Source organism: Pseudomonas sp. MEJ086 (assembly GCF_030209025.1).
Classification (GTDB): domain Bacteria; phylum Pseudomonadota; class Gammaproteobacteria; order Pseudomonadales; family Pseudomonadaceae; genus Aquipseudomonas; species Aquipseudomonas fulva_A.
Genome location: NZ_JARVSV010000048.1, coordinates 1 through 25,959, shown reverse-complemented (window position 1 = coordinate 25,959; position 25,959 = coordinate 1). Strand labels below are relative to the sequence as shown.

Annotated in this window: 27 protein-coding genes; 24 read left to right on the top strand and 3 right to left on the bottom strand. The window is 58.2% G+C overall.

Annotation, left to right across the window (positions count from 1 at the left end):
- Positions 1 to 264 precede the first annotated feature (264 nt).
- Positions 265 to 4,842, bottom strand: coding sequence for an AAA family ATPase (locus QRN22_RS24840; protein WP_042552921.1), 4,578 nt, complete (start codon positions 4,840 to 4,842; stop codon positions 265 to 267).
- Between the two features lie 225 nt (positions 4,843 to 5,067).
- Here QRN22_RS24840 and QRN22_RS24835 point away from each other — a divergent pair, with 225 nt between their 5' ends.
- The 12 genes from QRN22_RS24835 to QRN22_RS24780 all read left to right on the top strand — a co-directional run bounded on the left by QRN22_RS24835 (position 5,068) and on the right by QRN22_RS24780 (position 13,118).
- Complete coding sequence (locus QRN22_RS24835) at positions 5,068 to 5,304, top strand: helix-turn-helix domain-containing protein (protein WP_082045737.1); 237 nt, start codon at positions 5,068 to 5,070, stop codon at positions 5,302 to 5,304.
- Positions 5,305 to 5,387: 83 nt separating this feature from the next.
- Positions 5,388 to 5,585, top strand: coding sequence for a helix-turn-helix transcriptional regulator (locus QRN22_RS24830; protein WP_231570125.1), 198 nt, complete (start codon positions 5,388 to 5,390; stop codon positions 5,583 to 5,585).
- Positions 5,582 to 5,911 carry a hypothetical protein gene (locus QRN22_RS24825; RefSeq protein ID WP_042552919.1) on the top strand — a complete coding sequence of 110 codons (330 nt, stop codon included), beginning with the start codon at positions 5,582 to 5,584 and terminating at the stop codon, positions 5,909 to 5,911. The genes QRN22_RS24830 and QRN22_RS24825 overlap by 4 nt, the downstream gene beginning before the upstream one ends.
- A 383-nt stretch (positions 5,912 to 6,294) precedes the next feature.
- Complete coding sequence (locus tag QRN22_RS24820; protein ID WP_052493761.1) at positions 6,295 to 6,531, top strand: hypothetical protein; 237 nt, start codon at positions 6,295 to 6,297, stop codon at positions 6,529 to 6,531.
- Positions 6,528 to 6,695, top strand: coding sequence for a hypothetical protein (locus QRN22_RS24815; protein WP_197076969.1), 168 nt, complete (start codon positions 6,528 to 6,530; stop codon positions 6,693 to 6,695). The genes QRN22_RS24820 and QRN22_RS24815 overlap by 4 nt, the downstream gene beginning before the upstream one ends.
- On the top strand, positions 6,688 to 6,987 hold the full coding sequence (locus QRN22_RS24810) for a hypothetical protein (RefSeq protein WP_042552918.1): 300 nt from the start codon (positions 6,688 to 6,690) through the stop codon (positions 6,985 to 6,987). The genes QRN22_RS24815 and QRN22_RS24810 overlap by 8 nt, the downstream gene beginning before the upstream one ends.
- Positions 6,984 to 7,259: a DUF3077 domain-containing protein gene (locus tag QRN22_RS24805; protein WP_042552917.1), complete on the top strand. Its 276-nt coding sequence runs from the start codon at positions 6,984 to 6,986 to the stop codon at positions 7,257 to 7,259. Before QRN22_RS24810 ends, QRN22_RS24805 begins: the two co-directional genes overlap by 4 nt.
- Positions 7,252 to 7,488 (top strand): hypothetical protein, encoded by a 237-nt coding sequence (locus QRN22_RS24800; RefSeq protein ID WP_042552916.1) that lies wholly within the window; start codon positions 7,252 to 7,254, stop codon positions 7,486 to 7,488. The genes QRN22_RS24805 and QRN22_RS24800 overlap by 8 nt, the downstream gene beginning before the upstream one ends.
- Positions 7,485 to 10,385, top strand: coding sequence for a DUF927 domain-containing protein (locus tag QRN22_RS24795; RefSeq protein WP_042552915.1), 2,901 nt, complete (start codon positions 7,485 to 7,487; stop codon positions 10,383 to 10,385). The genes QRN22_RS24800 and QRN22_RS24795 overlap by 4 nt, the downstream gene beginning before the upstream one ends.
- Before the next feature lie 90 nt (positions 10,386 to 10,475).
- Positions 10,476 to 11,309, top strand: coding sequence for a coiled-coil domain-containing protein (locus QRN22_RS24790; protein WP_042552914.1), 834 nt, complete (start codon positions 10,476 to 10,478; stop codon positions 11,307 to 11,309).
- A gap of 164 nt (positions 11,310 to 11,473) precedes the next feature.
- A complete protein-coding gene (locus QRN22_RS24785; RefSeq protein WP_156152671.1) occupies positions 11,474 to 11,635 on the top strand; it encodes a hypothetical protein in 162 nt (53 codons plus the stop codon).
- A gap of 1,201 nt (positions 11,636 to 12,836) precedes the next feature.
- Positions 12,837 to 13,118, top strand: a complete 282-nt coding sequence (locus QRN22_RS24780; RefSeq protein ID WP_052493760.1) for a hypothetical protein — start codon at positions 12,837 to 12,839, stop codon at positions 13,116 to 13,118.
- Positions 13,119 to 13,327: 209 nt separating this feature from the next.
- Here the strand turns inward: QRN22_RS24780 and QRN22_RS24775 are convergent, their stop codons facing one another.
- Positions 13,328 to 13,498: a hypothetical protein gene (locus QRN22_RS24775; protein WP_231570123.1), complete on the bottom strand. Its 171-nt coding sequence runs from the start codon at positions 13,496 to 13,498 to the stop codon at positions 13,328 to 13,330.
- A 41-nt stretch (positions 13,499 to 13,539) separates the two neighbouring features.
- Between QRN22_RS24775 and QRN22_RS26725 the strand changes: the two genes are divergently transcribed.
- From QRN22_RS26725 to QRN22_RS24765, 3 genes are all read left to right on the top strand, one after another.
- Positions 13,540 to 13,668 (top strand): hypothetical protein, encoded by a 129-nt coding sequence (locus tag QRN22_RS26725; protein ID WP_502945155.1) that lies wholly within the window; start codon positions 13,540 to 13,542, stop codon positions 13,666 to 13,668.
- A 125-nt stretch (positions 13,669 to 13,793) separates the two neighbouring features.
- Positions 13,794 to 14,045 carry a helix-turn-helix domain-containing protein gene (locus QRN22_RS24770; RefSeq protein WP_042552911.1) on the top strand — a complete coding sequence of 84 codons (252 nt, stop codon included), beginning with the start codon at positions 13,794 to 13,796 and terminating at the stop codon, positions 14,043 to 14,045.
- On the top strand, positions 14,042 to 15,328 hold the full coding sequence (locus QRN22_RS24765; protein WP_042552910.1) for a HipA domain-containing protein: 1,287 nt from the start codon (positions 14,042 to 14,044) through the stop codon (positions 15,326 to 15,328). Before QRN22_RS24770 ends, QRN22_RS24765 begins: the two co-directional genes overlap by 4 nt.
- A 161-nt stretch (positions 15,329 to 15,489) precedes the next feature.
- On the opposite strand, the gene QRN22_RS24760 is transcribed toward QRN22_RS24765, so the two are convergent.
- Positions 15,490 to 16,413, bottom strand: coding sequence for a LysR family transcriptional regulator (locus QRN22_RS24760; protein ID WP_042552909.1), 924 nt, complete (start codon positions 16,411 to 16,413; stop codon positions 15,490 to 15,492).
- Positions 16,414 to 16,521: 108 nt separating this feature from the next.
- On the opposite strand from QRN22_RS24760, the gene QRN22_RS24755 reads away from it, so the two are divergent.
- The 9 genes from QRN22_RS24755 (at position 16,522) to QRN22_RS24715 (ending at position 25,600) form a co-directional block, all read left to right on the top strand.
- Complete coding sequence (locus QRN22_RS24755; RefSeq protein ID WP_042552908.1) at positions 16,522 to 17,193, top strand: RraA family protein; 672 nt, start codon at positions 16,522 to 16,524, stop codon at positions 17,191 to 17,193.
- Between the two features lie 132 nt (positions 17,194 to 17,325).
- Entirely contained in the window at positions 17,326 to 18,381 is a 1,056-nt protein-coding gene (locus tag QRN22_RS24750; RefSeq protein WP_042552907.1) for a TRAP transporter substrate-binding protein, read from the top strand.
- 71 nt (positions 18,382 to 18,452) lie between these two features.
- Positions 18,453 to 19,061, top strand: a complete 609-nt coding sequence (locus tag QRN22_RS24745; RefSeq protein ID WP_042552906.1) for a TRAP transporter small permease subunit — start codon at positions 18,453 to 18,455, stop codon at positions 19,059 to 19,061.
- Entirely contained in the window at positions 19,062 to 20,342 is a 1,281-nt protein-coding gene (locus QRN22_RS24740; RefSeq protein WP_042552905.1) for a TRAP transporter large permease, read from the top strand.
- 537 nt (positions 20,343 to 20,879) lie between these two features.
- On the top strand, positions 20,880 to 21,419 hold the full coding sequence (locus tag QRN22_RS24735; protein WP_042552904.1) for a TRAP transporter small permease: 540 nt from the start codon (positions 20,880 to 20,882) through the stop codon (positions 21,417 to 21,419).
- Positions 21,419 to 22,702 (top strand): TRAP transporter large permease, encoded by a 1,284-nt coding sequence (locus tag QRN22_RS24730; RefSeq protein ID WP_042552903.1) that lies wholly within the window; start codon positions 21,419 to 21,421, stop codon positions 22,700 to 22,702. Before QRN22_RS24735 ends, QRN22_RS24730 begins: the two co-directional genes overlap by 1 nt.
- 25 nt (positions 22,703 to 22,727) lie before the next feature.
- Positions 22,728 to 23,726: a TRAP transporter substrate-binding protein gene (locus QRN22_RS24725; RefSeq protein WP_042552902.1), complete on the top strand. Its 999-nt coding sequence runs from the start codon at positions 22,728 to 22,730 to the stop codon at positions 23,724 to 23,726.
- A gap of 275 nt (positions 23,727 to 24,001) precedes the next feature.
- Positions 24,002 to 24,805, top strand: coding sequence for a carbon-nitrogen hydrolase family protein (locus tag QRN22_RS24720; protein ID WP_042552901.1), 804 nt, complete (start codon positions 24,002 to 24,004; stop codon positions 24,803 to 24,805).
- A gap of 9 nt (positions 24,806 to 24,814) precedes the next feature.
- Positions 24,815 to 25,600: an HpcH/HpaI aldolase family protein gene (locus QRN22_RS24715; protein ID WP_042552900.1), complete on the top strand. Its 786-nt coding sequence runs from the start codon at positions 24,815 to 24,817 to the stop codon at positions 25,598 to 25,600.
- Positions 25,601 to 25,959 lie beyond the last annotated feature (359 nt).

The following is a 25,959-nucleotide window of genomic DNA, read 5'->3' as shown; positions in this document are numbered from 1 at the left end:
ATCCGCACTAAAGGCTGTGATACCAATTATTTTCGGTGTAATTGCTAAGAAAAATGATAAATAAAAATATATGCTCGATTACTAATTTTTTGAGCGGCATACAAACCAGCTCCAGGGGCTGGAGGCTACTTGTTGCGCGGGACGTTGGCATGATGGAGGTCAATATCTCATTGCGTTTGGCCAAAATCTGATGGCTAGCCTTGTTACTCGATTAAGGCAAAGGCCATCACGCGACGAATAGCCTAAACAAATCTCTTATCCAGTTTAGGGCCTCTCCGCAACTTTGAGCCACTCGCTAACCCCAGCGACCCCTAGAGCTAATAAAGTGTCCTGCATCGTTACCACGCGCCGCAACATTGCGCCATCATCAGACTCTTCTTGTTCTTCAGCCTGGGCAAAGAGCCTAGTGAGCAACTGCATGAGATGGTTGTCATGATCGTAAAGATATGCTGTAGTTCTTCGCACAAAATCAAGATATATCTCAACTATCTCAAGTGCTATATTGGGCTCCAATGTTGCTAATGTGTTCAGCCAAGCTTCAAATCCATATACGTCTCTTCTGGAGTTTTCGTTGTCGGTTTGAAACACAACGAAGAGACGCCGGATGAGCTCTGCCGGTATGCCTATAAAAGGTGATGACTCACGGAAAAGGTTGGTGATCTTATTTGCGACAACTGATGCGTTAGGGTTTGCCGTGCTCGCGCCGGCGCTCAGGCCGTTAATGCACTCATCTCTATGCTGTGCAGCGTTCTCAGGATGCCCCCAGACACTCGCAGCACCGCGCCACGCATCAGCTGAGTTTAGGCTAGCCAAGTCAACGAGCAAATCATTTGAATCTATACGCTTTGAAAGCGCAGCCAAGGCACTAATACGGCCCCAGGTAACTAGATCTTTTCCTACTCCATCTCGCATTAGTTGTGCGAGTCTAGGCCGCACCAAATCGAAGCGATTATGATAGGCGTAATAGAGGCAATGCTCTGCATTACTCCACAGCCCCTCAGCACAGCTACGAGTTGCCAGGTCAAACAGTTCCCAGCCCAGCTCAGGATCTTTACTTTGCAGATAAGGAAGACGACTTAAAATTAAGGCGCGGATCGCGGGACTTTCATCTGACGCGAATACTCGCAGAGCATCTATTAACTTATCCGGACACGCCTCCCCGCGTTGAAGAAGATTATTAGCCAGGATCATGACTGTCTCGGCAGCATTACCACGTGTCATGTTAATCCCGGTAGTCAGCAAATCAACTGATTCACCAGAGATTGAACTCCCCTCAAGCTGATCGGAAAAACTCATCGCTAGCGTCGTCAACCGCAACACCTCCTGCGGGCCAGTAACTATGTAAGCACAACCCTCTATTGCCTTGGAGGCGGCCCGATTGTGATGCCAGTAGTCTTGATGGCTTTCGATCTCCTCGATAATTTCTAACGCCAGCGGCAACGACTCAGGATCTTCCCTCGGACTCCAATTGGCATTTTTTTGCAAATTACCGTAGCGCTGCGCTAGGTAAGTAGCTACGCCATCTAATATTTCATTTCGGAAAGAGCTCGAAATCTCGGCCCTATTAGCCGTAAGGAACTTCATAAATCGGCTAGGGGCGAGAGATGCCGCAGAGCCCAATTGGCGCCCCACCTCTTCCTCTCCACCATTCAAGAAGTCGTAAGAGCAGTTGCTAGTATATCCATTATAATGAGCAATCAATCTTAAAACGCCAGCATCACTCAGATCGAGAAATATCTCATGGGAAAATGGCGCACCAACCATGCCACCCCAGCTTTTAATATGCGGTTGGCGAACCAATGGCCAACATATATCTTCAGCAAGTCTGACTATTTTTTGAGCGGCTTCATTACGTAAATAATTCGGGATGGTAATAATCATGCATGCCCGCTTTAACACAATCCATTCAAAGCAATTGGTGTCACTTATCTCGTTTTCGTTGAGTAATAACAAAGCATCTTGCACAGAGTCCTGAACAACGGCATCAAGTAGCGAAAATGAAATCTTCAATAGTGAACCAAGCTCATAAGAAAGTTCGGAGTCTAAAAAAGATGTATCAGACAACATCTGCCCTATCAAATCCAAATTGGTGCCAGGATTCTTAATAAATGCTTGAATAGCAAAATACCTTAAAGCCCCCTCTTCACTGAAACAAAGCCTATTACGATTGCTATTCCACCATTCTCCTTGTGCAAAGGCCTGATGAACAATGCCCGCCTCGACAGCATTAAGGAGAATACGCAAGCCACTCGAGTGATTGAAATCGGATTTTTTGTGAGCATCAATATAAGAAGAGTCATCTAAAAACTCACAGCGATATGACCGCGGCGCCCTGCCGTAGCGCCCGCCCTTTAAGCGACTCCAGCGTTCTAGATCAGCAATAGCTACGTCCAGCAATGCTGTAGACTTAAGCATACGACTAGTAAGAAAATCATCTTTGCTATTACCGAAATCGTAAGATTGGCATCGCAGCTTGCCGTCGAAATCATATCCAAGCACATCTTCTTCTTTGATGTCCCTGGCGATATATTGCCAAAGCACCTCGTCATTCACTGCACCTTTCTTTACACACTTCGCCAGAGCTCGACCAAGCGCACTATGCTCAGCCTGGGGTAGCTCAATTAAGCGCATCAGTAAGTCAGCTACTCCAGACATATCTGCCAACTCAATTTCCGACAATGCAAACTCTAGCTGCCGTGACATTTTTTCCTTTGGCATCCAGTCAAGCGCTAACATCTCCGACCAAAAATTGAGAACTTCACCTGAGTCTTCCTTTATCCATTTCTGCACATAATTTACATGTATCAAGAGCCCATCTGTGTCCCGCATATCTTTTAGCATTGGGACTAAATATTTAAACCAAAAGCGGTACCATTCAATTGTTTTGGCTTGTCCGTAAATCACTTGAAATACATCTCGATGCTGACTGCGTAGATCTCGAATTAAAGACCAGTCGTCATCTACTGGGGATTGCTCTGCGAAGCATTCAGCTACCAAGCGCCGAATATGGAAAGCATGACTCCCAGTCAACACTGCTCGTAATTGCCTGCGCAATACTTTACGATCCTCGTCAGAAGCCAGCTGGTTAACAAAACTGCGTATGCTGGGGCGCACGAAAGGTACAGGCGACAGACTCTGAATAAAATCATTTAGCGTAACTCCTTGGCGCCGCGCGTCACTGATCACCAACACATCCAATAAAGTTTGATGACCAAATATCAACTTCGCATCTTGAGTTTCTCGTAAAACATTGTGACTTAGCAGTAAGTTAAGGATTTCTTGAGAGGCGGTAAAGCGCTGACGCGAAACAGCTAGGCTTCTTATCTTCAACATTTCAACGGCCAAGGCTTCAATGGCTTGCATAGCCTTATCACCTAAAGCATTTTCAGATTGCACAGTAGTGACGAGATAGCGTTGAGCCAATGCATGACTAGTCACTATATTAAAGCTACCACTTTTCTGAGCCAGCTCCACATATAAAGCTAGTTCTCGTGGATTACTAATCAACTGACGCGTGACGACATCAACCAAGTTAACATCTATTCCCAGTTCTCCAAGCAGAGGTGCAATTTCGAGCTTCCAATCCAACGGCTCACATCTAAACTCGCTACTCCACTTCCGTTGTGCAATACGCCTATCAAATTGACGATCGAAGTCTCTGCATGCAGTCACTATCGTCACATTGGAAATTAGTGAAAGCCTATCTATCTGGGCTAAAAAATATTGAAGCACATTATGTTCACGGGCTATTGACAATACATCAAGGGAATCAACAACTACCACTACATGTACTTGTTCAGCAAGCCTTGCCACTCGTTCTACCCAGTGCTCTGGCAGGCCTTGAGCTGCCCGTTCTTGAGTCGTGGCGAAGTCAGCAAACTCCCGAGACTGTATGAACAGCGGAAAAATAGCACTGTTAGAGATTGCCAGGTTTTCGAGCCGTTCTTGCAAGGTGAGTAGTACACAGGTTTTTCCGGCACCTGGTAGCCCAGTGACTAGAAGTGATCGAGGCTTGCGCTTAATCTCTTCAAGTATTCTTTCAACAAGTACGCTCGAGACATAATGCCCCCCTATGTCACGACGCCAGGCACGGCCTATAGTGGAGACGCTTTCAAAAGCTAAACGGATTTCCGCGACATCCATAGAAGGACTCAGTATTGAGCCTGCTTGATCGAGTAACTCTTTAATGCTCTCCTTCGAAATTCGATGCTGTACAGCGATACTTTGACCGTTGCCATCAGTTCGCATACCGAGATGATCGATTCTCGTCCAGAGTTTGCTGTAAGCGCTGGAACAGTTAGTCACCAATTGACGCAGGCGCTCATGAATTTTGGTATTCATGCGCTCAAGATTATCACTGACCTCAAAGTTGATGTGACTTAAAAAATCGTAAGATGAAAACCTGCTACCCTTAGCAACTAATATTTGCTCCAACTTGGAATTAGTTTCTTCATGCGCGCTCCCGAGATTAGCTTTATAGGAGCTCTCATCAGCGTAGTTAGTGCTGTACTCGCGCAACGCAGCCAGATCACCAAAGTTGCTACGAGAATAAAAACGAATATCTGCACTTGGGTCTACCGTTAACTGTTCTAGAGCCTTAACAAGCTCATCCGACAGATCAGATACTGACCATGCCTTGAAATTCGTTTGGTTCTTTTTGCATTGACAATAGATTTTTGATCCATTTGCTTTTTCAATAACCACATCATCTACGGGTGATGTAGCGGAATCAACTTCGAGCCATTTGTAATCTGGATCCGATAAAACGCTTAATGCCCAGTCAAAAGCTACTAGGGTCTGATATCCATCCCCTCTGTTTGATTGAATCCCTGCCTTACTCATTGCCCTCTCCCTGCCGGTTAGCCACAGCGAAATCCTAGACCATGAAGGCATCCCGAGTGCGGAAGTTGAATTCTGTATAGCGGAGGGCCCGCACGAGGCGATCTGCACCTACCTTGCTCGAAAGCCTAGAGGCTTTTTCTGGCAACGCAGAAAAAGTAGTGACTGCCTTTTTTTTCCGCTCAGTAGCCTTCTCTCCTGTCTCTACCACGATCAGGAACGCTACTGATGGCTACCACACAGAACCGCCCCCCGCAGCTACTGCCGTTCTCCCCCGCTGACCTGCTCACGCCTGAACAGGTGGCAGCAGCGCTTGGGCTCTCCCACCGCACCCTGGCAGCTTGGCGCAGCTCGCGGCGTAACCCGCTGCCGTACGTCAAAGTCGGTAGCCGTGTGCGCTATCGCCGGCAGGATGTAGCGTCTTATCTCAAAGCGCGCCGCCGCGCTGAAGGCGGTGCGGCATGAGTGCCGAGTCGCTGGCGAAGGCCAAGCGCAAACCCGCTGTTATCGATCTGACCCAGCTCGATCCAGCGACGACGCTGATTCGTATGCCCGAAGTAGAAAGCATCGTCGGGTTGGCCAGGCCGACCATCTACAAGTTGATGCGCCAACCGGAGAGCGGCTTTCCCCTGCCGGTGAAGCTGAGCGACAGCACTGCCCGTGGCGCGCCAGTGGCCTGGGTTCTGAGTGAGGTGCAAGCCTGGGTGCGTGCACGCATCGCGGCACGTGGGAGGGACGCGGCATGACACCGGTTTTTCTCCCTCACGAAGCCCTGGAAGCGCTGGACGAGCTCGGCTCGGTAGCGCCCAACAGAGAACGCCTGATCAACCTGCGGAAACTCCGAGACCAAGCCATCGACCGAGGCGCTCATGTGCTCGTGCTGATCTGGCCAACCCTGGCCTGGGGAATGCTGGCGGTCGAGACGCCGCGCGATGTGGTGATCAAGGACGCCAGGCAGTTGGTACCAAATGTCATGGCCAACCCTGCGCTGCTGGAGCAGATGCATCAGAAGGCTCAGCTAGGCAAGCACCTGACCTGGCTGAAGCTCGAACACGCGCCTACGACCCACTAACGAAAACGCCCCCGGCTGCAACCGGAGGCGTCTGAGGTAAATCACTGTGCCCAATTACTCTATGGCAAGGCCCGGCGCCGTGCAACTCGCTCGCAGAGTTCGTCGGCTTGCGCTCCAACATTTCCCAGGCTACTCTGCCCACGTCGCTGCAAATTCAGCGGCCGGGTTTTGCAGCCCGACTAAATCAAGGCGCACAAGCGCCATCGTACCGAGAGCAGGCGCTTTTTTTGTGCCCGCAATTTCGTTTTATGGTGGCTGTGCGCAGGGCGCTTTCGAGCGCGCCGGATTCCTTGATTCCCGGTCTGCAAACCTGCGTACAGCCGCCACCCAATCCTGTTTTGCAGCAGGGAGTGGCGGTTCCTCGAATCAAGGAGCCTCACACCATGAAACATACGCACGCCCCCAATCCGTCCGCCCTCTCCCCAGAATTGCGCAAGGCTTACTGCACCCAGCTGTTGAAAGTCCTGCTCCGCTACTCGACGCCCGTCGAGCTCCAGCGCCTCACCTCCCTTATCGAATCCCATGCCGACGAGCAGTTGGCCGCCCGCTTCCTGCCCGGCCTCAACGATGCTCGCTACGACGTTTACCGCCGCTTCTTCCTGAAGGAGGAGGCCAAATGATCACACATGCCCTCTCCTCTATCAGTTCCCGCATCGCCGCGCACAAGGCAATGGCCATGGCCGCTTTGCACGCGAATTCTTCTCTCTCCGTTCGCCTGGCTCGCTACAACGCAGCCATGGCCAAGGCTCGCGCTTTAGAAGCGCAGGAGGTGGCCAATGCGTAAACAATCGATCAGCCTGGACGCTGCCTCGCCTGAGACTCTCTTGGGTGTGCGTAGCGATGTGGAGCATGGAGTGCCAATTGATGCCATTAGCGCTGCATGTGACCGCGCAATGGCTGTTCTCTATCTCTTGTCTGGCCAATTCAGTACGCCAGGCTCCGATGCGCGGTTCTCGGACTCCATCCTGTTCAATGCCCTTATGGATGTTCAGGGAGCTGTCGAAACCATCCGTATCCTCGCCAGCCATGGCGGCTCCACTACGACCTCAGCTCAGCCAGCTGGGGGTGAGCAATGACACGCCGCGCAATTTTCGCGACACGGGTTGAGGGCCTGTTCGAGGTAGCGGGGAAGCCTCTCGTTTCAGTCAATGCAGGCATGCCTGTTGAAGAAGCTCTGAGCCGTGCCTCCTGCATTCTTGGGACTGTCGTCGATCTGGCCATGAATGTAGGTGATGACGGTATTCGCGGCACCGAGGTGTTCGCTATCCAGTATCTGGTTGAAATGGCCAAGGCATTGGTAGATGCGAGCTCTGTCGGTGAAGTCGTCACGGAGGCGCCCAATGCATAAGCCCTCACCAAAGAATAATTTTTTCCTGAGCGATGTTCAGCGCAAGAGCGATGCATTGGTCGCAGCGGGTATCGGCTTAGAGGGAATTGGGCTACTGCTGGCCGAGCGCGAGCTGGAGCATGACGAAACGAATGCCTTGCTTCACGCAGTTTCGGCCTTGGGTGTGATGGTAAGAAGCACTGCCCACGAGCTGTTCAGCGGTGCTAAGCAGTTGGAGGTAGACCAATGACCGACAACCGCAAACCCAAGAAGCGCCCAACGTTTGCCGAAGTGAAGCGCGCCGCCCTGCAGGCCATCGAGCGCGTGCTATCGCACTGGCTACCCGGGGGCAAGCGCGTCGACGGCGGCAAGGAATACACCGCGCCTAACCCTACCCGTGCTGATAAGAACGCAGGCTCGCTCAAGGTAAATTTGGCTAAAGGTACGTGGAGCGATTTCGCCACCGGCGACAAGGGCGGCGACTTGATTGATCTGGTGCGCTACCTCGATGGCGGCAGCGATGTGGAAGCCTGCAACAAGCTGGCGGACTTCCTCAGCGTGACGGCGGGTGGCGTGTTGGCAACTTCCGAGGCAGGCAAGCCCAAAGCGCCGGAATGGGCGCCTGTACAGCCGATCCCCGATCAGGCCATGCAGCAGATCCCGAAGCGGCACCGCCAGCACGGGCAGCCCTCGAAGGTGTGGATCTACAAAGCCACCGATGGCCAACCGGTGATGGTGCTCTACCGCTTTGACCTGAAGCCAGACGAGACCGGCGCACCGCGCAAGGTCTTCGCGCCGCTCACCTGGTGCATGCCTTCAAACGGTGGCACGAGTGCGTGGCGCTGGCAGGGATTACCAGCACCACGGCCACTGCTGCACCTCGATGCCATACACAGTGAAGCTGCTGCGCCGGTGGTGCTCTGCGAAGGCGAGAAAGCGGCGGATGCTGCCGCTGTGTTGCTGCCTGGCTACGTGGCCTCGTGCTGGCCGAATGGCACGAACTCTTGGCAGAAGGCGGACTTCTCAGCGCTGGCAGGTCGAGACGTGTTGCTCTGGCCGGACAACGACGCGCCGGGCCTAAAGTGCATGGCGGCTTTGGCTGAACATCTACGGCAGCTCGGAGCGGCATCGGTTCGTCAGGTAGATCTAGCGACGTTCACCAAGCGGCCCGTGATGGAGGGTGAACGGCCTGCATTCGTTGAGGGCGCAGGGTGGGCCGTGGGTGATGACGCCGCCGATGCCCTGGCTATGGGCTGGACGGCCCTTCACCTGGCAGAGCTGGAGCGGAGTGGCGAGCTGGTCAAGTCTGTTGATGCTCCGGCCAAACCCAGCAAGGCGAAGTTGCCAGAACCCACCAAACCAGTCGCCAAAGCTGCACGTCAGGAAAAGGCCGCGCCTGCACCGACAGGCTTTCGCGTGAAAGAAGACGGTGTGTTCTATGTCGGTGAGGATGGCGAGGCGCGCCCTGTTTGCTCGCGACTGGAGATCCTCGCGCGCACGCGTGACAGCAAAGGCCACAACTGGGGCTTGCTGGTGGAGTTCGACGACCCGGACGGCGACCGCAAGCGATGGAATATCCCACAGCGCTGCATGGCGGGTGACTTCGGCAAGGAAGTGTTGGGGCCGCTGGTAGACATGGGCCTACGGCTCGCCGGCACCCGTACCGGCCGTAACTCCCGTAATGACCTGCAGAGCTATTTGCAGGGCTTCGATAGCGCGGAGCGCGCTCGCCTGGTCACTCGACAAGGTTGGCATGGTGAGGCGTACTTGCTGCCGAATCGGCAGATCGGTAACAGCGTTGAGCACCTGCACTTCTACGAAGCCGGCGCCCAGTTGCCGCCCATCGAGCAGGCAGGCACGCTGCAGCAGTGGCAACAGCAAATCGGTGCTCTGTGCGTGGGTAACCACCGATTAGCCTTTGTGGTCGGCGTGGCCTTTGCCGGGCCGCTGCTGCAACTGCTCGGTGCGGAGTCCGGAGGCTTTCACATCTACGGCGACAGCAGCGGCGGCAAGACCACGCACCTGCAAGCCGCGGCATCCGTATACGGTGGCCCGCGCCTGGTGCGCTCCTGGCGCTCGACTGACAACGCTTTGGAGAGCATCGCGGCAGCGCACTCGGACGGGCTGCTAGTGCTCGACGAAATCGGCATGTGCGACCCGCGCATCATTGGCGAAACGGTCTACATGCTAGGCAACGGCACCGGTAAAGCGCGTGCCAATGATCGCGGCCAGGCCGGCCGCCAGGTTCAGGAGTGGCGCCTGCTGTTTCTCAGCACAGGCGAGAAGACACTTGCTCAGCACATGGCCGAAGCCAACAAGGAACAGAAGGCGGGCATGGACGTGCGCATGATCGCGGTGCCGGCTGATGCTGGCAAAGGTCTGGGGCTGTTCGAGGATCTGCATGGCTTCAATGATGCGGCCGAGCTTTCGGACGCACTCAAGGTCCGCGTGTCTCGTTACTACGGCACAGCGCTCGTGGCCTTTCTTGAGGCGATCAGTGAGCCAGGCAAACGCCTGGGCTATGTCGCCATGCTCAGGCGGACGGTGGAACGTTTCGTCACTGAGGCGCTTCCAGCTACGGCAAGCGGCCAAGCCGTGCGCGCTGCCTCACGCTTCGGCCTGGCTGCTGCCGCAGGCGAGCTTGCCACATCACTGGGCGTAACGGGTTGGCCAGACGGCACAGCTACGAGCGCCGCGCGTGTCTGCCTCTCTGCGTGGCTGGCCGAGCGTGGCGGCGCCGGCAACCTCGAAGGCGATGCCATCGTTGCCCGGCTACGCTTGGTGGTGGAGCGCTTTGGGGAGAGCCGGTTTACACGCTGGGACGGTATCGCCGCCAAGACGGACGACCATGCGCCGCGCACGACAGATCGACTTGGGTTCCGTCGCACGGTGGATCACAGCTACGGCGATGCCCTGTACACCACGGTGACTTACTACTTCCTCTCCACAGCGTGGCGCGACGAAGTGTTCCGGGGCATGAACCTGCGCAACGCCAATCGCGAGCTGATCGCCAGAGGCATTTTGCAGGCCGACTCAAAAGGCAAAGCCGCCCAGGTGGTAACGATGCCGGGTATGGCCAGCGTGCGCGCCTACGTCGTGGCCGCCGCCGCACTGCTCACCGACAAAAACGAAGCCGAGGTCGCCTGACGACCGCGCATCGATAGGAGAGCAGCCGGCGCCCTTTGGGCCTGGCCCGCCCATATCAACCAAACCCTATATCGAATTGGAGATTTAACCATGCAAGAGTTGAACGAACTAAAGCAAGAACTCGCCACCCTGACTACCGATAAGGAGTCGCTTGAGCTGCGCTATGCAGAGCTGCAGAAGGTAGAGAGTGAGGCACCTCAGAACTGGAGCCACCTCGGTAATGCGGTGGGCTCATCTGAGTTTTATGCAGCGCAGGAGCAGCGTATGACAGCAGGGATGCAGCTCGATGAGGTGAAAAGCCGAATTGAGCGGCTCAACCGGCGCATCCAGTATCTGGAACAACTGGCCGGGGCCAATAAAGCGATTTTAGCGGCCAACGAGGCCGAGCTTCTTGCCCGCCAATCCGTGGAGCGCCTCGAGGCGAGTGCTAAACGTATCGCCGGAAAGCTGACAGAGATGCGTAAAGCGAACCGTACGGCTTTCGAGCAAGCCAGCCATGCCGAGCAGGAGGCAGCACAGAGCATTGCGACGGCCGCATCTAGCGGTGAGCCGACAGCTGAAAAAGCCGCTCAGACCAAAATGGCCAAGGCGGCTGAGGGTATGGCGAAAGTGAAGGCAGAGAGGCAGGCCAATCAGCCGCTGCTCCGCGCCTTTGAAGCCGAGGCAACTACCATCAGCGGCCAGCTAGAGGTCGCGCAAGAACAACTGCGTTCGGCGATAGCTGCAAGTAGCAGGGCTATGGCGCTCAAACTCGGTGCAGACTGGGATCAAGCGGCGGGCGCGCTGGTAGCCATCGGCGCAGAGCTCATCAAGCACGGCGCAGGACATCAACTAACGTCCCTCAAGGTGCCGACCTTTGCTCCAGGCAATCGCACCTATACCCAGTATGAGTTACGCGACCTGGCGAACGGGAAGGCCGCTTGAGACGAGCGCTTCAGATTGGCAAAGGCCGGCGCGTGGCCAATCGGTTCGTCACTCATAACGGGCTAGTCGCGTACTGGCAGCTAATTGACTGGTCGGCAGTCGCTGAAAAGCGAGGGATCATTAAGCCGCTGGATGACGGCGATCGAGCAGCTTGGGCAGTGCGTGTGTTAACCAAGCTATACCCGGATCGCACTTACGATCAGATCAAGATGTACGCACCACCAGGTGTAACGGTCGAGCAGATGCAGTGCTTCGCGGCTCCGGTCATTGACGATCTGGGTAAGCTGGAAACTGCACAGAGCCTGGGACTGGACTGGTACGACTGATCTAGGTTGAGCGCTATGTATTGAGCCGCTGGTGCATTTGCCAGCGGCTTTTTTATTTGCTTGCTGGCAGCGCAGTGCATTACACCAATGGTGTATTTCTCGGTTGGTGTAACGGGCTTCCGATAAAGGTGTAATGGAGCTGAACCCCGCGTAGCACTAGGGCTACAGCGACAGAATTACACTTACTACACCATATACACCGCGATGAACACACAATGAGATACGCCCCGCACCCCGTCGCGCTTGAGGCCATCAGCGTGCGAAGGCTATGGGCGAAAGTTGATGCCTAGGATGAGGCTCATCGGGCATCAGCGATGGAAATGACCGGGGGCCCCTGGGAGGTAGGTGGCGGTAAGGGTAATTCGAGCCCCGATCTCACGCTAGTGACTGGGGCTGGAAGTTAGTTAACTGGTTAACCGGGTTAACTCGCTGCATTTCAGGTTAATTATGAGCACCAGACATATTGCCGAGGGTTCCACCACACGCCGGTCTGCACACGGACGAACCAGGGAACATGCCTAAGCGATAACAGGATGATCATTCCGCATCACCTCCGGGCAGATCCAAAGGCACCCAGCTTGCTCAAAAACTGGCCAGATTAGTGTTCAGCAGCGCCCACCGTGTACACCAGCGTGTACACCAGGAAAAATAGAACCCAGGTATCCCTATATAGATCAGCAGCTTACAGAACAGGTTAGAGGCGCGCCTGGGCGCCAAATAGCTGTTTACCGCTGTCTCCAGCAGTCTAAAGCCCCCCGGAAAAGCCCGCTAACTGAGGGCTTTGTCGTTTCTGGGGTTCTCGCTTCTCCAATGCAGCCGCTCGAACTTGGCGCCTATTCATGGCAACGGCAGGCTTCAGCTGACGTTGCCAGGCCAGCCCTACCGGCCTATAGTCGCCGCGTCGCTGCAAAATCAGTGACCGGGTTTGGCGACCCGAGTAAATCAAGGCGCAACAGCGCCCTAGACCTCATTGCAGGCGCTTTTTTTGTGCCCGCAATGTCGTGTCATGGCGGCTGTGCGCGGGACTCCTTCGGGGGTGCCGGGTGCCTTGATTCCCGGTTCGCCAACCTGCGCACAGCTGCCACCCAAAATCGTTTGGCGACGGTTCGTGGCAGCTCATCAAATCAAGGAGCTACACCCATGACGAATACACATTCCCCCCAATCCGTCCCCACCGAATACCAGAACGGAGGCCAGCACAATGACTGACCTTCTCCCCCTGTCCAGCAACCCAACCACCACACCGGTGCTGCTGATCGACACCAACAACTCCTACCTCGACCTGCAGGAAAGCGCCACGCAACGCCTGAACGCCGTACGCGGCCTGCTGCACAGCCTCGCCGCCATGAAGATCACCCAGGCAGACGCCATCGACGTGCAGAACCTCAGCGAAGCCGCCTACCTGCTCACCGAAGATGCCTGCGACCTGGTCAGGGCCGCGCACAAGGCAGCGATGCGCGAGGTGCGTCGGAGCAAGGAGTAAGTCGCCAGGCGCTACGTAGCGAAGAATGCCGATCAGACGCCAAGGACGGCTCATGGGGACGTCGCCTCCGCCCGAACCAAAAACTTCTGCCTCAATAACGTCTCCCGGGTTATCGCGACCAGTTCATCGATCTGCATGTCGGGCATTGCCGACATGTCGGAGAGGCAGAATCTGGCTGGGGGAGTGAGTGGGTCGCAGGGCAGGGTTTTTCAGCAGGTGAGGACGAGCATTTCGCGGATCAGCGGTACGGGCAGGATGCTGATGGCGTGGCTGGCCGAGACCAGTTTGGCCATGAAGCTAAGGGAATTGCTGGGGGGAAAGGCTTCCGACTGTGCGCTGCCGCCCTTCAGCCAGTTATCGACCACTGAGTAGAGGGTCAAGGGGGCGGAGCGAACTGGCGGCACTGGCCGCGCAAAAGGGTATGGGGCTTCGCGCCTGTGCCATGCGCTATGGGCGTGTGAGCCTCGCGTGTGAGCGTAATGACAGCGGTACTTTGACTGATCGCCACTGGAGCTGGCACCCCTCCCTTGGCTTTACCAGGCGCAAATAATCCTCACGATCGTAAGGATTCAACTTGCCGGATGGGAACAATCATAAGAATCCGCACAACCATGCGGATTTATTTGCCTAAGCAGCATTTACGTGCCAAATTCCTCACGATCATGAGGATTCTATATGCAGACGACTCTCAAAAACGCCACCGAGCTCGGCGCCCTTATTCGCCTCGCGCGCAAGGCCCAAAACATCCGTCAGGACGATGCCGCCAGTAGCATTGGCGTCAGCGAGAATTTCCTTGGCAAGGTCGAACGCGGCAGCGAGAGCGTGCAGTGGGGCAAGCTGTTTCAAGTACTCGAAGGCCTGGGTCTGCGACTGATTGTCGATCTGCCGGATGAAGTCGAAACACTACCCGGTGAGCACGACGCATGAGGCGCGAACTGCAGGCCTGGATCGGCGAACATCTGGTCGGGCACCTCTACGATGAGAACGGCATCTGGCGTTTCAGTTATGCAGATGACTGGGACGCTTTCGACCTTTGTCCGAATCTACCGGCCAAGAGCCAAACCATCGTCGACGGCAGCAGCCACCGTCCAGTGCAGTGGTATTTCGACAACCTGCTGCCCGAGGAAGGCCAACGCCAATTGCTGGCCGGCGATGCTCGCCTGGACGCCAGCGACGCCTTTGCTCTGCTCGCTCATTACGGCGCCGAGTCGGCAGGCTCCTTGACCCTGCTCGCACCTGGGCAGCAGTTGCCGAAAGGCGAGTTGCGCCCCTTGGCAGACGCCGACCTGGCAAGGCGTATCGAAGCCGTGCCACGCCTGCCGCTGACCCACGAGGCGCAAAAACGCATGTCGCTGGCTGGTGCCCAGCACAAGCTGGCGATGGTGCTCGATCAGGGCGAGCTGTACGAGCCGGTTGGCGCCTGGCCATCGACCCACATACTCAAACCCGATCACCCCGAGCGGGCCTTCGCACACTCGGTGATCAACGAATGGTTCACCATGCGCCTGGCTGCACGCGTCGGCCTTTCGGTACCCGAAGTCAGCCGCCGCTATGTGCCACAGCCGGTCTATCTGATCGAACGTTTCGACCGAAAGAAGCGCGGAGAAGAATGGCAACGCCTGCACAGCATCGATGCCTGCCAGATGCTCGCGCTGGATCGCCATTTCAAGTACCAGGCCGGTAGCATCGAACGCCTCACGGAGCTGCTGACGCTGACCACATCGCCAGCCGTGGCACGTGCGCGCCTGTTCGGCTGGCTGGTCTTCAACGTACTGGTCGGCAATACCGATGCTCATCTCAAGAACATCAGTTTTCTGGTCAGCGGCCGCGGTCAACAACTGGCACCGTTCTATGACCTGCTCTGCACTGCGGTCTTCGAGACCCGCGCTTTCGACCAGGATCGCTGGCCGCAGGCAACCACCCTGGCCTGGCCGATCCTCGGTGAAAGCCACTTGGCCCGCATTGACCGCAACCACCTGCTCGACGCCGCCGAAGCCCTTGGTATCAAACGCACACCTGCCAACGCGCAACTGCAACGCATGCAGGGACGTATAGTCGTCGAGGCGGATGCACTGTTGGCGGAAACGGAGCAGGAAAATGCAGCGCTTTCGGCAGGCCGCCCGGAGCTGCGCGCTACGTTTACCGGTGAGATGCGCTGCCTACGGATGATACGGGCCCTGGTTGCGGAGCAGGCTGCCCGGCTGCGTTGAAGCGGAACGTGTGAAAAATCGCATTTCTTTTACATGTCATTGGCCTGTGCGGCATTAGCCTGCAGAGCAAACAACGCACTTCATGCATCTCGATAAAAAGATCAGGCGATCTCGCAACAATCACAACCTCGATACATCAGCAGCTTCAATTTCCTACTCTGTCATTCAATCCCACCCATAACCTCCGCTCCCACCAGAAACTTCTGCCGCAATAACGTCTCCCGGGTTATCGCGACCAGCGCATCGATCTGCATATCGGGCATTTCCGTCATGTAGGAGAGGCAGAAGCGGGCTGGAGGGATGGGTGGGTCGCAGGGCAGGGTTTTCAGCAGGTTGAGGGCGAGCATTTCGCGGATCAGGGGTACGGGCAGGATGCCGATGGCGTGGCCGGCGGAGACCAGTTTGGCCATGAAGCTCAGGGAGTTGCTGGAGTGAAAGGCTTCCGACGGTGCGTTGCCGCCCTTCAGCCAGTTCTCGACCACCGAGTAGAGGGTCGAGGGGGCGGAGTGGCTGACGATGGGGTGGCCGGCCGCATGTTCCGGCAGGAAGGGGTCGGCATCGATGGCCAGTTGCGGTGAGGCGACCCACTGGAAGGTCATCCAGCCGATGAAGATATCGGTGACGTCCTCACGGGTGGCGGGGTTGGTGAGCAGCGCCAGGTCGAGTTCGTGGTCGTTGAGCTTGCGGTTGAGCACGGCACCGACGTCGATGGTGATTTCCAGGGTGATCTCGGGAAAGTGCGCCTTGATCTCGGCGATCACGGCGGTCAGGCCGACCATCGCCGAGCATTCGTCGGCGCCCAGGCGCAGCCTGCGGTGCTGCTTCTGCTTGGCGGCGAACTGCTCGAGTTTCACGCTGTTGTTGAGCGCCAGCTCGGCGTGGCGCAGGGCGATATGGCCATCGGCGGTGAGGGTCATGCGCTGTTTGCTGCGGTCGAACAGCTTGACGCTGAGCAGCGATTCCATCTCCCGAATGCGCGAGGAAATGGCCGGCTGGGTAAGGTGAAGGTGGCGTGATGCAGCATGTACACCGCCCAATCGGGCAGTCCAGTAGAAGGCCTCGATCTGCATCAGGGTAATACGCATGATAAAAATCTTCCCCTCTTCTGTTCGTTGATTTTTATTATCGCCAGAAAAACATGCTTGCTAGGATCGGGCTAACTTTCTTGCCCAGAACGAATAATTAAATAGCGCATGTATATTATCGAAGCACTTCCTGAAGCGATTGATCCAGAAGAACTTTCCGTTCTTTTGCGCGCCGAGCCCGCGACTATTGGGCACTTCATTACCACCGGCATATTGAGCCCACAGATACGGGCGCATTTCGAAAATCTGCGCACCGTGGGCACTGCCGTCACGGTGAAGATGCCCGGCGCCGACGGCGGGATCTTACATTACGCGATGGGTTGCGCGAGGCCTGGCGATTTTCTGGTGGTCGATCGCTGCGGCGAAACCGTGACCGCTGCCATGGGCGGCGCCATGGCCTATGCCGCCAAGCAGGCGGGCATTGCCGGGATCGTCATCGACGGTTACGTCACCGATCTGGGCGAGATTCGTCAGCACGGCGTACCGGTCTGGTCCTGGGGCGCCAGCGCCATCACCACGCGGGTGAAGGGCGAGGAAGGCGAATTCTGTACCGCGGTGCAGTGCGGTGGCGTCGTAGTTCGACCGGGTGATGCGGTGATAGCCGACGAGAACGGCATCGTTATCCTGCCACCCGCCCAGGCATTGGCCCTGGCCCGCCGCGCCATCGAGTTCCAGGAAAACGAGAAGCACACGTTGGCGCGCCTGGCTCGCGGCGAGAAGTTTCCCGACGTGGTGGGCTCGCGCCCGCTGATCGACGCGGCCATCGGCAAAGCACGCTGATAGCGCCGCTCCATCGATAAACCGGCATCACTGCGCGCAAGGTCAGGCGCCACGACAATTCCAATACTGACCCGCTGCACTTTTCATCAGGTTTCTGCCCCGTAGCTCCCCCAAAAGAACAACAGGACTACCATGAAACTGTACTCGCTCCCCAGGGTGATCCTGGCTGCGCTGGGCTGCTCGATTGGCGCCAGCGCGCTTGCGGACGATGCGTCGTCCATCCATTTCAATGTGGTCGGTGGCGGTAGCCACAACTACACCTTTCGCGCCGTCGAGCGCCCGTTCTGGAATGAAACCCTGCCCGCCAGCTCGGGCGGCAAGGTCACCGCACGCCTGATGGGGCTGTCGGAAAGTGGCCTCAAGGGCCCGGAGATGGTTCGCGTGCTGCGCTCGGGCGCGGTGGAGATCGGCATGGGCGTGTTCGCCTTCGTGGCGGGCGACGATGCCGCCTTCGAGGGCATCGACCTGCCCGGCATGGCCGCCGACATCGAGACTTCGCACAAGATCGCCAATGCCTACAAGCCGGTGCTGGAGGCACGCATGGCCGAGCGCCACGGCGTCAAGCTGCTGGCCACCGTGCCCTATACCGCGCAGGTGTTCTTCTGCCGCGATGCCGTGCATGGCCTCGACGATCTCAAGGGCCGCAAGGTCAGGGTACGTGGCCGCAACATGGCCGACATGGTCGGCGCACTCGGCGGTTCACCGGTTACGCTGCCGTTCGCCGAGGTGGTCACGGCGATGCAGACCGGCGTCATCGACTGCGCGGTAACCGGCATGGGCTCGGGCAATGCCGCCAAGTGGTACGACGTGGCGGGCCATGTCTACGATCTGCCGGTGGACTGGTCGATCGGTTTCTACGCCATGGGCCTGCAGCGCTGGCAACAGCTTTCCCCTCAGGTGCAGCAACTGCTGCAGACCCAGGCGCAGGTGCTGGAGGATGCCCTGTGGACGGAAACCGCCAGGGAGAACCGCTATGCGCTGGCCTGCAACACCGGTGCCGCCGACTGCCAGATTCACCACCCTGCCGACATGCAGGCCAATGCCCCCAGCGACGAGGAGCGCGCCAAGCTGCGCGCCGTGGTGCTGCGCATCGCCAATGACTGGGGCACGCGGTGCGGCGCCGACTGCGTGCAGCAGTGGAATGCCACGGCGGGCAAGGCGATCGGCATCAGCCTGAAAGATCCCTGAGCACGGCGAAGGCCTCGCCCGATGCGGCACTTGCCGCGCTGCCCTGCAACCGTTCGCGGAGAAACCTGCTCATGCAACGTACCGACACCCCGAGCCTGCGGCTCATCAATCGCATCGCCAAGGTCAGTGCCTGGGTGGGCGGCATAGCCCTGATGGGCTCGGCCCTGATGATCAGCATCGACCTGCTATTGCGCCGCCTGTTGGGCTTTTCCATGGGCGGCGCTGACGAGATCGCCGGCTACGTACTGGCCATCGTCAGCGCCTGGGCGTTCCCCATCGCGCTGCTCAAACGCTCCCACCTGCGCGTGGACATCATCTACTCGCGCCTGTCGCTCAAGCCCAAGGTCGGCTTGGATCTGCTGGCACTGGCTGGCATGGCGCTGTTCGTCGGCACGCTGCTGTTCCATGTCGGCGGGGTGCTGTGGGATTCCATCGCCTATCGCTCGATTTCCACCACGCCGCTGCAGGTGCCGCAGTGGATTCCCCAGTCACTGTGGTTCGCCGGGTACCTGTTCTTCGCCACCACCATCCTGGTGCTGGCCTACAACAGCGTGATTCAGCTGCGTCAGCAACGCTGGGCGGCGGCCAACGCACTGATCGGCATCAACTCCGTCGAGGAGGAGATCGAGGAAGAATCGCACTCCGGCCGCCCTCACGACATTACCCGGGAGGGCCGCTAAATGTTGGCTTTCACCCTTATCGTGCTGCTGGGCCTGCTCGGCCTGAGCGTCGCTGCGGCGGTCAGCGTGGGCCTGCTGGGCATGTCGCTGGCCGAGCTGTTCTCGGCGCTGCCATTGAGCAACGCCATGGGCGAAATCGCCTGGAGTACCGGCGCCGAATTCCTGCTGGTGGCCATTCCGCTGTATATCCTGATGGGCGAGTTGCTGGTCTGCTCGGGCGTGGCCGGGCGTATGTACAGCGCCGCCGACAAGTGGCTGTCGTGGCTGCCAGGCGGCCTGATGAACTCGAACATCGGAGCCTCGGCACTGTTTTCCGCCACCAGCGGCTCCAGCGTGGCCACGGCGGCGACCATTTCGACCATCGCCCTGCCGGAGCAGGAGCGCAAAGGCTACCCGGCACCGCTGTTCCTCGGTTCCATCGCGGCGGGCGGCACCCTGGGCATTCTGATTCCGCCGTCGATCAACATGATCCTGTTCGCGTTGATCGCCAACCTCTCGGTACCCAAGCTCTATCTGGCGGCGACCATTCCCGGCCTGCTGCTGTGCGTGATGTTCGTGGCGATGATCGTGATCACCTGCATGATCTGGCCGAAACTCGGCGGCACCCGGCAGCACGCCACCTGGGCCGAACGCCTGGCGAGCATCCCCGACCTGCTGCCGCCGCTGGCGATCTTCGTGCTGGTGGTCGGCGCCATCTACAGTGGTTTCGCCACCGCCAGCGAGTCGGCGGCACTGGGTGTGCTGGCTGCGTTCGGCCTGGGCCTGTGGCGCCGGACCTTCACGTTGCAGAACCTGGGCCAGGCATTCGAATCCACCATGCGCACCAGCGGGATGATCATCTTCATCACCCTGTCGGCGTTCTTCCTCAACTTCGTGCTGTCGGCCATCGGCCTGACGCCGACGCTGGTCAGCTTCGTCACCGACCTGGACATGTCACCGATGGCCACGCTGCTGGCGATCATCCTGTTCTACATCGTGCTCGGCTGTTTCATGGATACGCTGGCGATGTTGATCACCACCGCGCCGCTGGTGGTGCCGGTGATCGTGGCGCTGGGTTTCGACCCCTTGTGGTTCGGGGTGATCCTGATCGTGCTCTGCGAGATGGGGCAGATAACACCGCCGTTCGGCATGAACCTGTTCGTGGTGCAGAGCATTCGCAATAAAGGCAACTTCATGGATGTCATCTATGGGGCGTTGCCGTTCTGCCTGGTACTGCTGTTACTTATCGCGCTATTGATCCTGTTCCCGCAACTTGCACTGTGGCTCCCACAATTCGCGTGACGCTATTGATACCTGCGCGATACACGAATACTAACTGGATAAATTAAAACGACTGATTAGTTAAGATACGCTGCAAAAGGACTTGCACTATTACCCATCTTATTTCGCGACGCCGATCAGAAACCCTGCCGGCCACCACAGCCCACTCACTACAGCCCGCCCAACCCGCGGCGGCGCTCGGCTGCCTGAGCGCTTACAAACGGCTGAAATTTGCAAGACAATAACGCGCTAAATCGCGTTACTTATTGGTGCGTGCGCGCTATGGAAGTGCATTTAGCATCACTATCTGCGGTTTTTATCAGCCTAATAAAAACATTGAATCCGACTCTTCGGGTAGTGCCGTTGACACTCGATGGCAATGAGAAAAGAATCAATCACCGCGTATGGCAACATACGACTAATAACAAAAAGGTGATACATGCCCGCCTATTTCATCACGGCCAACGTTGCCGTATCGGACACTTCCACGAGTGCCGAAAACAATGATCAAGCAACTTCCTTACTTCGCTCATCTGCCCATTCGCTGGAGAGAGCACCGTGAAAAACATTCTGACTATCTACTTCACCGCGCTGAAAGTGCTGATCGTTTCCAGCCTGGTGTGTATCACTCTGTTGATCTTCTTCAACGTCGTCCTGCGCTATGGCTTCAACTCCGGGCTGTTCTTCAGCGAGGAGATCTCGCGGCTGGCATTCGTCTGGCTGGTGTTCGCCGGGGCCCAGTTGATGCTCCATGAGAACGGCCATATCGGCGTCGACATCGTGACCAGTCGCGTGTCGCCAACCGTCGGCAAATACCTGCTGCTGCTCACCCAGGTGCTGATGCTCTACGTCACCTGGCTGTTCCTGGAGGGCAGCTGGAAGCAGACGCTGATCAACCTGCATGTCGGTGCGCCATCGACTGGCGTGTCCATGGCGCTGTTCTACGGCGCAGGGCTGGTGTTCTCGGTGCTCAGCGCTGCGCTGATCGCCATGCAGATGATCGACAACCTGAGAAAACCGGCGGGCAGCTACAAGCCGCAGACCGCCGAACCCGACACCCACGTCGCACCCACCACCCAAGCAGGGGTACTGAAGTAATGGCCCTCACCGTCTTCGTCGGCGTGCTGATGGCCGCCATCCTCATCGGCGCCCCCATCGCCTACGCCCTGATTCTCTGTGGCGTGGCCCTGATGTGGCTGCTGGGGCTGTTCGATGGGCAGATCATCGCGCAGAACATCATCAACTCCGCCGGCAGCTTCCCCCTGCTGGCCATTCCGCTGTTCATCATCGCCGGTGAGGTGATGAACAGCGGCGGGCTGTCCAAACGCATCATCAACCTGGCCATCGCCATGGTTGGCCACCTGCGTGGTGGCCTCGGCTACGTGACCATCTTCGCGGGCGTGTTGCTGTCCAGCCTGTCTGGCTCGGCACTGGCCGACGCGGCCTCGCTGACCGCGCTGCTGCTGCCGATGATGGTCATCGCCGGCTACAACAAGAACCGCTCCGGTGGCCTGATCGCTTCGGTCTCGGTGCTCGGCTCGATCATCCCGCCGAGCATCGGCTTCGTGGTGCTGGGCGTGGCGTCCGGCCTGTCGATCACCAAGCTGTTCCTCGCCGGCATCGCTCCGGGGCTGATGATCGCCGTGGCGCTGTGCGTGGCCTGGTGGCTGGTATCACGCCGCGACACCGACGTGAAGCTGAGCCCCAAGGCATCCGGCAAGGAGCGCGCCAAGGCCTTCGTCGACAGCATCTGGGCGCTGATGCTGCCGGTGATCATCGTCGTCGGCCTGCGCTTTGGCGTGGTGACGCCGACCGAAGCGGGCGCCGTGGCCAGCGTCTATGCGCTGCTGGTTTCCGCACTGGTGTACCGCGAGCTGAATCTGAAGGATCTCAACGCGCTGCTGCTGCGTGCCGGCAAGACCACGGCAGCGGTGATGTTCCTGGTCGCGGCGGCATCGATCCCGGCGTGGATGATCACCATCGCCGACATTCCCGGCCAGATCATCGACCTGATCGCGCCGGTGATGGACAACCCGAAGCTGCTGATCCTGGTGCTGATGCTGCTGATCCTGGTGATCTCCATGGTCATGGATCTGACGCCCACCGTATTGCTGCTCGCGCCGATCCTGGTACCGGTGGTGACGGCGGCGGGCATCGATCCGATCTATTTCGGCGTGCTGTTCATGATCAATTGCTCCATCGGCCTGATCACCCCGCCCGTGGGTACGGTGCTCAACGTCGTCTGCGGTATCGGACGAATGCGCTACGAAGCGCTGCTCAAGGGCACCTTCCCGTTCCTGATCGCCGAAATCATCGTGCTGTTCCTGCTCGTCGCCTTTCCGCAGCTGGTCACCGTGCCGGCCGAATGGTTCGCCAAATAACAACAACCACAACAAGGATTCCATCATGAAGATGAAATTGACCGCACTCGCCGCGTTGCTCTTCGCCAGCAGTTTGAGCTTCGCCGCCGAGTACAACTCGCACACCATCAAATTCGCCGCCACCAGCCCGAAGGGCACTCCGCCAGCCATCGGCATGGAACTGTTCGCCAAGAAAGTCAGCGAGCGCAGCGGCGGCAAGATCAAGGTGCGCACCTTCCCCAATGGCGTGCTGGGCGGCGACGTGCAGGTACTGTCGTCGCTGCAGGGCGGGGTGATCGAGATGATGACCTGGAACGCCGGGCTGATGCTCAACCACGTCACCGACTTCGGCATCCTCGACTTCCCGTTCCTGTACACCGACACCGCCAAGGTCGACGCCATGCTCGATGGCGAAGTCGGCAAGATGCTCACCGACCAGTTGCCGCAGCAGAACCTGGTCGGCCTGGCGTTCTGGGAGCTGGGGGTGCGCAACCTGACCAACAACAAGCGCCCGGTGGAGAAGCTCGAAGACATCGCCGGCCTGAAGATCCGCGCTCAGCAATCGCCGCTGTTCCTCGATGTGTGGTCGGCACTCGGCGCCAACCCGACGCCGCTGCCATTCACCGAAGTGCACACGGCGCTGGAGACCGGCACGGTCGACGGTCAGGAGAACCCGGCCGCGCTGATCCTCGCCTCCAAGTTCAACGAGGTGCAGAAGTACCTGAGCCTCACCCACCACAACTACAACCCGCAGATCGTCCTGATCGGCAAGACCTTCTGGGACACGCTCAACGACGACGAGAAGAAGCTGATCAGCGAGGTGGCCATGGAGGTGCGCCTGGAGCAGCGGCAGATCTCCCGCGAAGCGGACAGCAAGGCTATCGCCGAACTGGAAGCGTCGGGCATGACGGTCAACCCGCTGCCGGATGAAGAAGTCGCCCGTATCCAGGAAAAGATCCGCCCGGTCGTCGACAAGTACGCCGCCAAGATCAATCCCGAGCTCGTGAAGAAAGTTTACGAGGCCATGGACGTCGCCCAGCCCTGAACACCTGTTCATGATCTTCCGCCCCCAGGTTCGTCGATTTTGGTAGCCAAGGGGCGGGAGCTGACGGCTGATCGCCCCTTGTGGGAACGGGCCATGCCCGTGATTTCGCGGGCATGGCCCGCTCCCACAGGTACTGCATCAATGGCTACTTCTGCCTTGGAGCTGCCACGTCATGCACACAACGATCGTGAACAGTCCCTAAGCACCGCAGCGTCGCTGCACGAACAAGCGCGCCCGATCGCTCGGGCGCGTTCTGCCTGTCATAGAGGAAACCCATGAAAATTTCGGTCGCGCAGATACACCCCATTCCCGGCAACCCGACCCAGACCATCGAGAAAGTCGCCGAGCTGTCACGCCAGACGGCACTCGAAGGCTCGCGCCTGATCGCCTTCCCAGAATGCCTGCTCACCGGCGGCTCGTTCGACAGCCGCGAAGATCTGGAGCGTGGCGCTATCGACATCGAAGCGCTGGCCCCACTGCTGGCCGTGAGCGCAGAGACGGGTATCTACATCATCGCCGGCTTCTACGAACGCCGCCCGGACGCCATCTTCAACACGGCAGCGCTGATCGGCCCCGAAGGTATCGTGGGCCTGCATCGCAAACGTCACCTGCCGTTCATGATCGGTGACCGCTTCACCGATACCCCGGATGAGTGGACACCGCCGGTGTTCGATACCGAGATCGGTCGCATCGGCATGGCCATCTGTTATGAAATCCGTTTCCCGGAAGTGGTACGCACCCTGGCCCTGGAAGGCGCCGACATCGTCGTGTTGCCGGCCGCCTGGCCAGAGCAGGCGCGCATGCTGCCGGACATCTTCAGCACCGTGCGGGCAGCCGAGAACATCGTCTACTTCGTGGCCCCGAACCGTAACGACATGGATGGCGGCATGCAGTTCATCGGCATGAGCCACATCATCGAGCCGTCCGGCAAGACGCTGGTACGTGCTGGCGCGGAAGATGGTGTGTTCACCGTCGAGATCGACGTCGAGAAGGCCCGCAACAAGTCGCTGATCCGTGAACCCGGCGTGTTCGAAGTGCATCCCTTCCGCGATCGCCTGCCCGATACCTACCGCATCTGAGGTGACCTGATGACCAGCACGCTCAAACAGTTGATGGCCCGCTCGCACACCTACGGCATGAACATCTACGGCACGTCGTCGATGGCCATCGAGGTGGCGGGCAACTGGGGCCTGGATTTCGTTTTCATTGATGCCGAGCACACTTCGCTGGGTGTCGACCGCGACATGGAAAAGCTCATCCTGGCAGCCAAGTGCTCGGGTATTCATAGCCTGGTGCGGGTACGCGGCACCCTCGAGTGGGATATCCGCAAGGCGCTGGAAATGGGGGCATCGGGGGTGATCATTCCGCAGGTGCACAACGCCGAGCAGATGCGCACCATCATCCGCTACAGCAAATTCCCACCGATGGGCCGCCGTGGCGGTGACAGCTCGGTGCGCTCGGCCAACTACGCAGGGCCGAACTTCGACTGGGGCAGTTATACCCAGGCAGAGAATGAACGCAGCGTGATCGTGCCGATGGCGGAGAGCTACGAGTTCTTCGACAACATCGACGAGATCCTCGACGTCGAGGGTATCGACGCCGTGCACTTCGGCCCAGCCGACTACTCCCTGTCGCGCCAATTGCCAGTCGACTATCGACTGGGCAACCCTGAAGTGCTGCAACGCCTGGAGCTGCTGATCGAGAAATGCCACGCCCGCTCGATACAGGTCATGGTGCCCTGCTTCCCCGCCGACGGCGAAACCGCCAAACGCCTGCTCGAGATGGGCAGCGACATGCTGCTTATGGGCAGCGACCTGTCCTGGCTCAACCAGGGCGGGCGCAGCATCGCTGCGGTCAAGGAACAGCTGCAATAACCGAGTAAAGCGCCAAACAACGAAGCCCGCATAAAGCGGGCTTCGTCGTTTTAGAGAAACGGGCCATTGCAGGAGCCGGCTTGCCGCGATGCTCTTGACCGCAGCTCGCCAGCAAGCTGGCTCCTACACGTGTCCTGTACCCTGGGCTGAGCGACGCGAAAGCTGGGGCGCGATCCGTAGGGTGGAAGACGCTTCACCCTTCCACCACTGCCCCCCGCGCGCAGGACGACCTGTTGTAGGAGCCGGCTTGCCGGCGATGCTCTTAACCGCGGCTCGCCAGCAAGCTTGCGCCTACGTGCGGGCAGCCACAGCCTTTTCTGGCGCCGAAAAGACGAAACCCCAGACCTCTGTCGAGATCT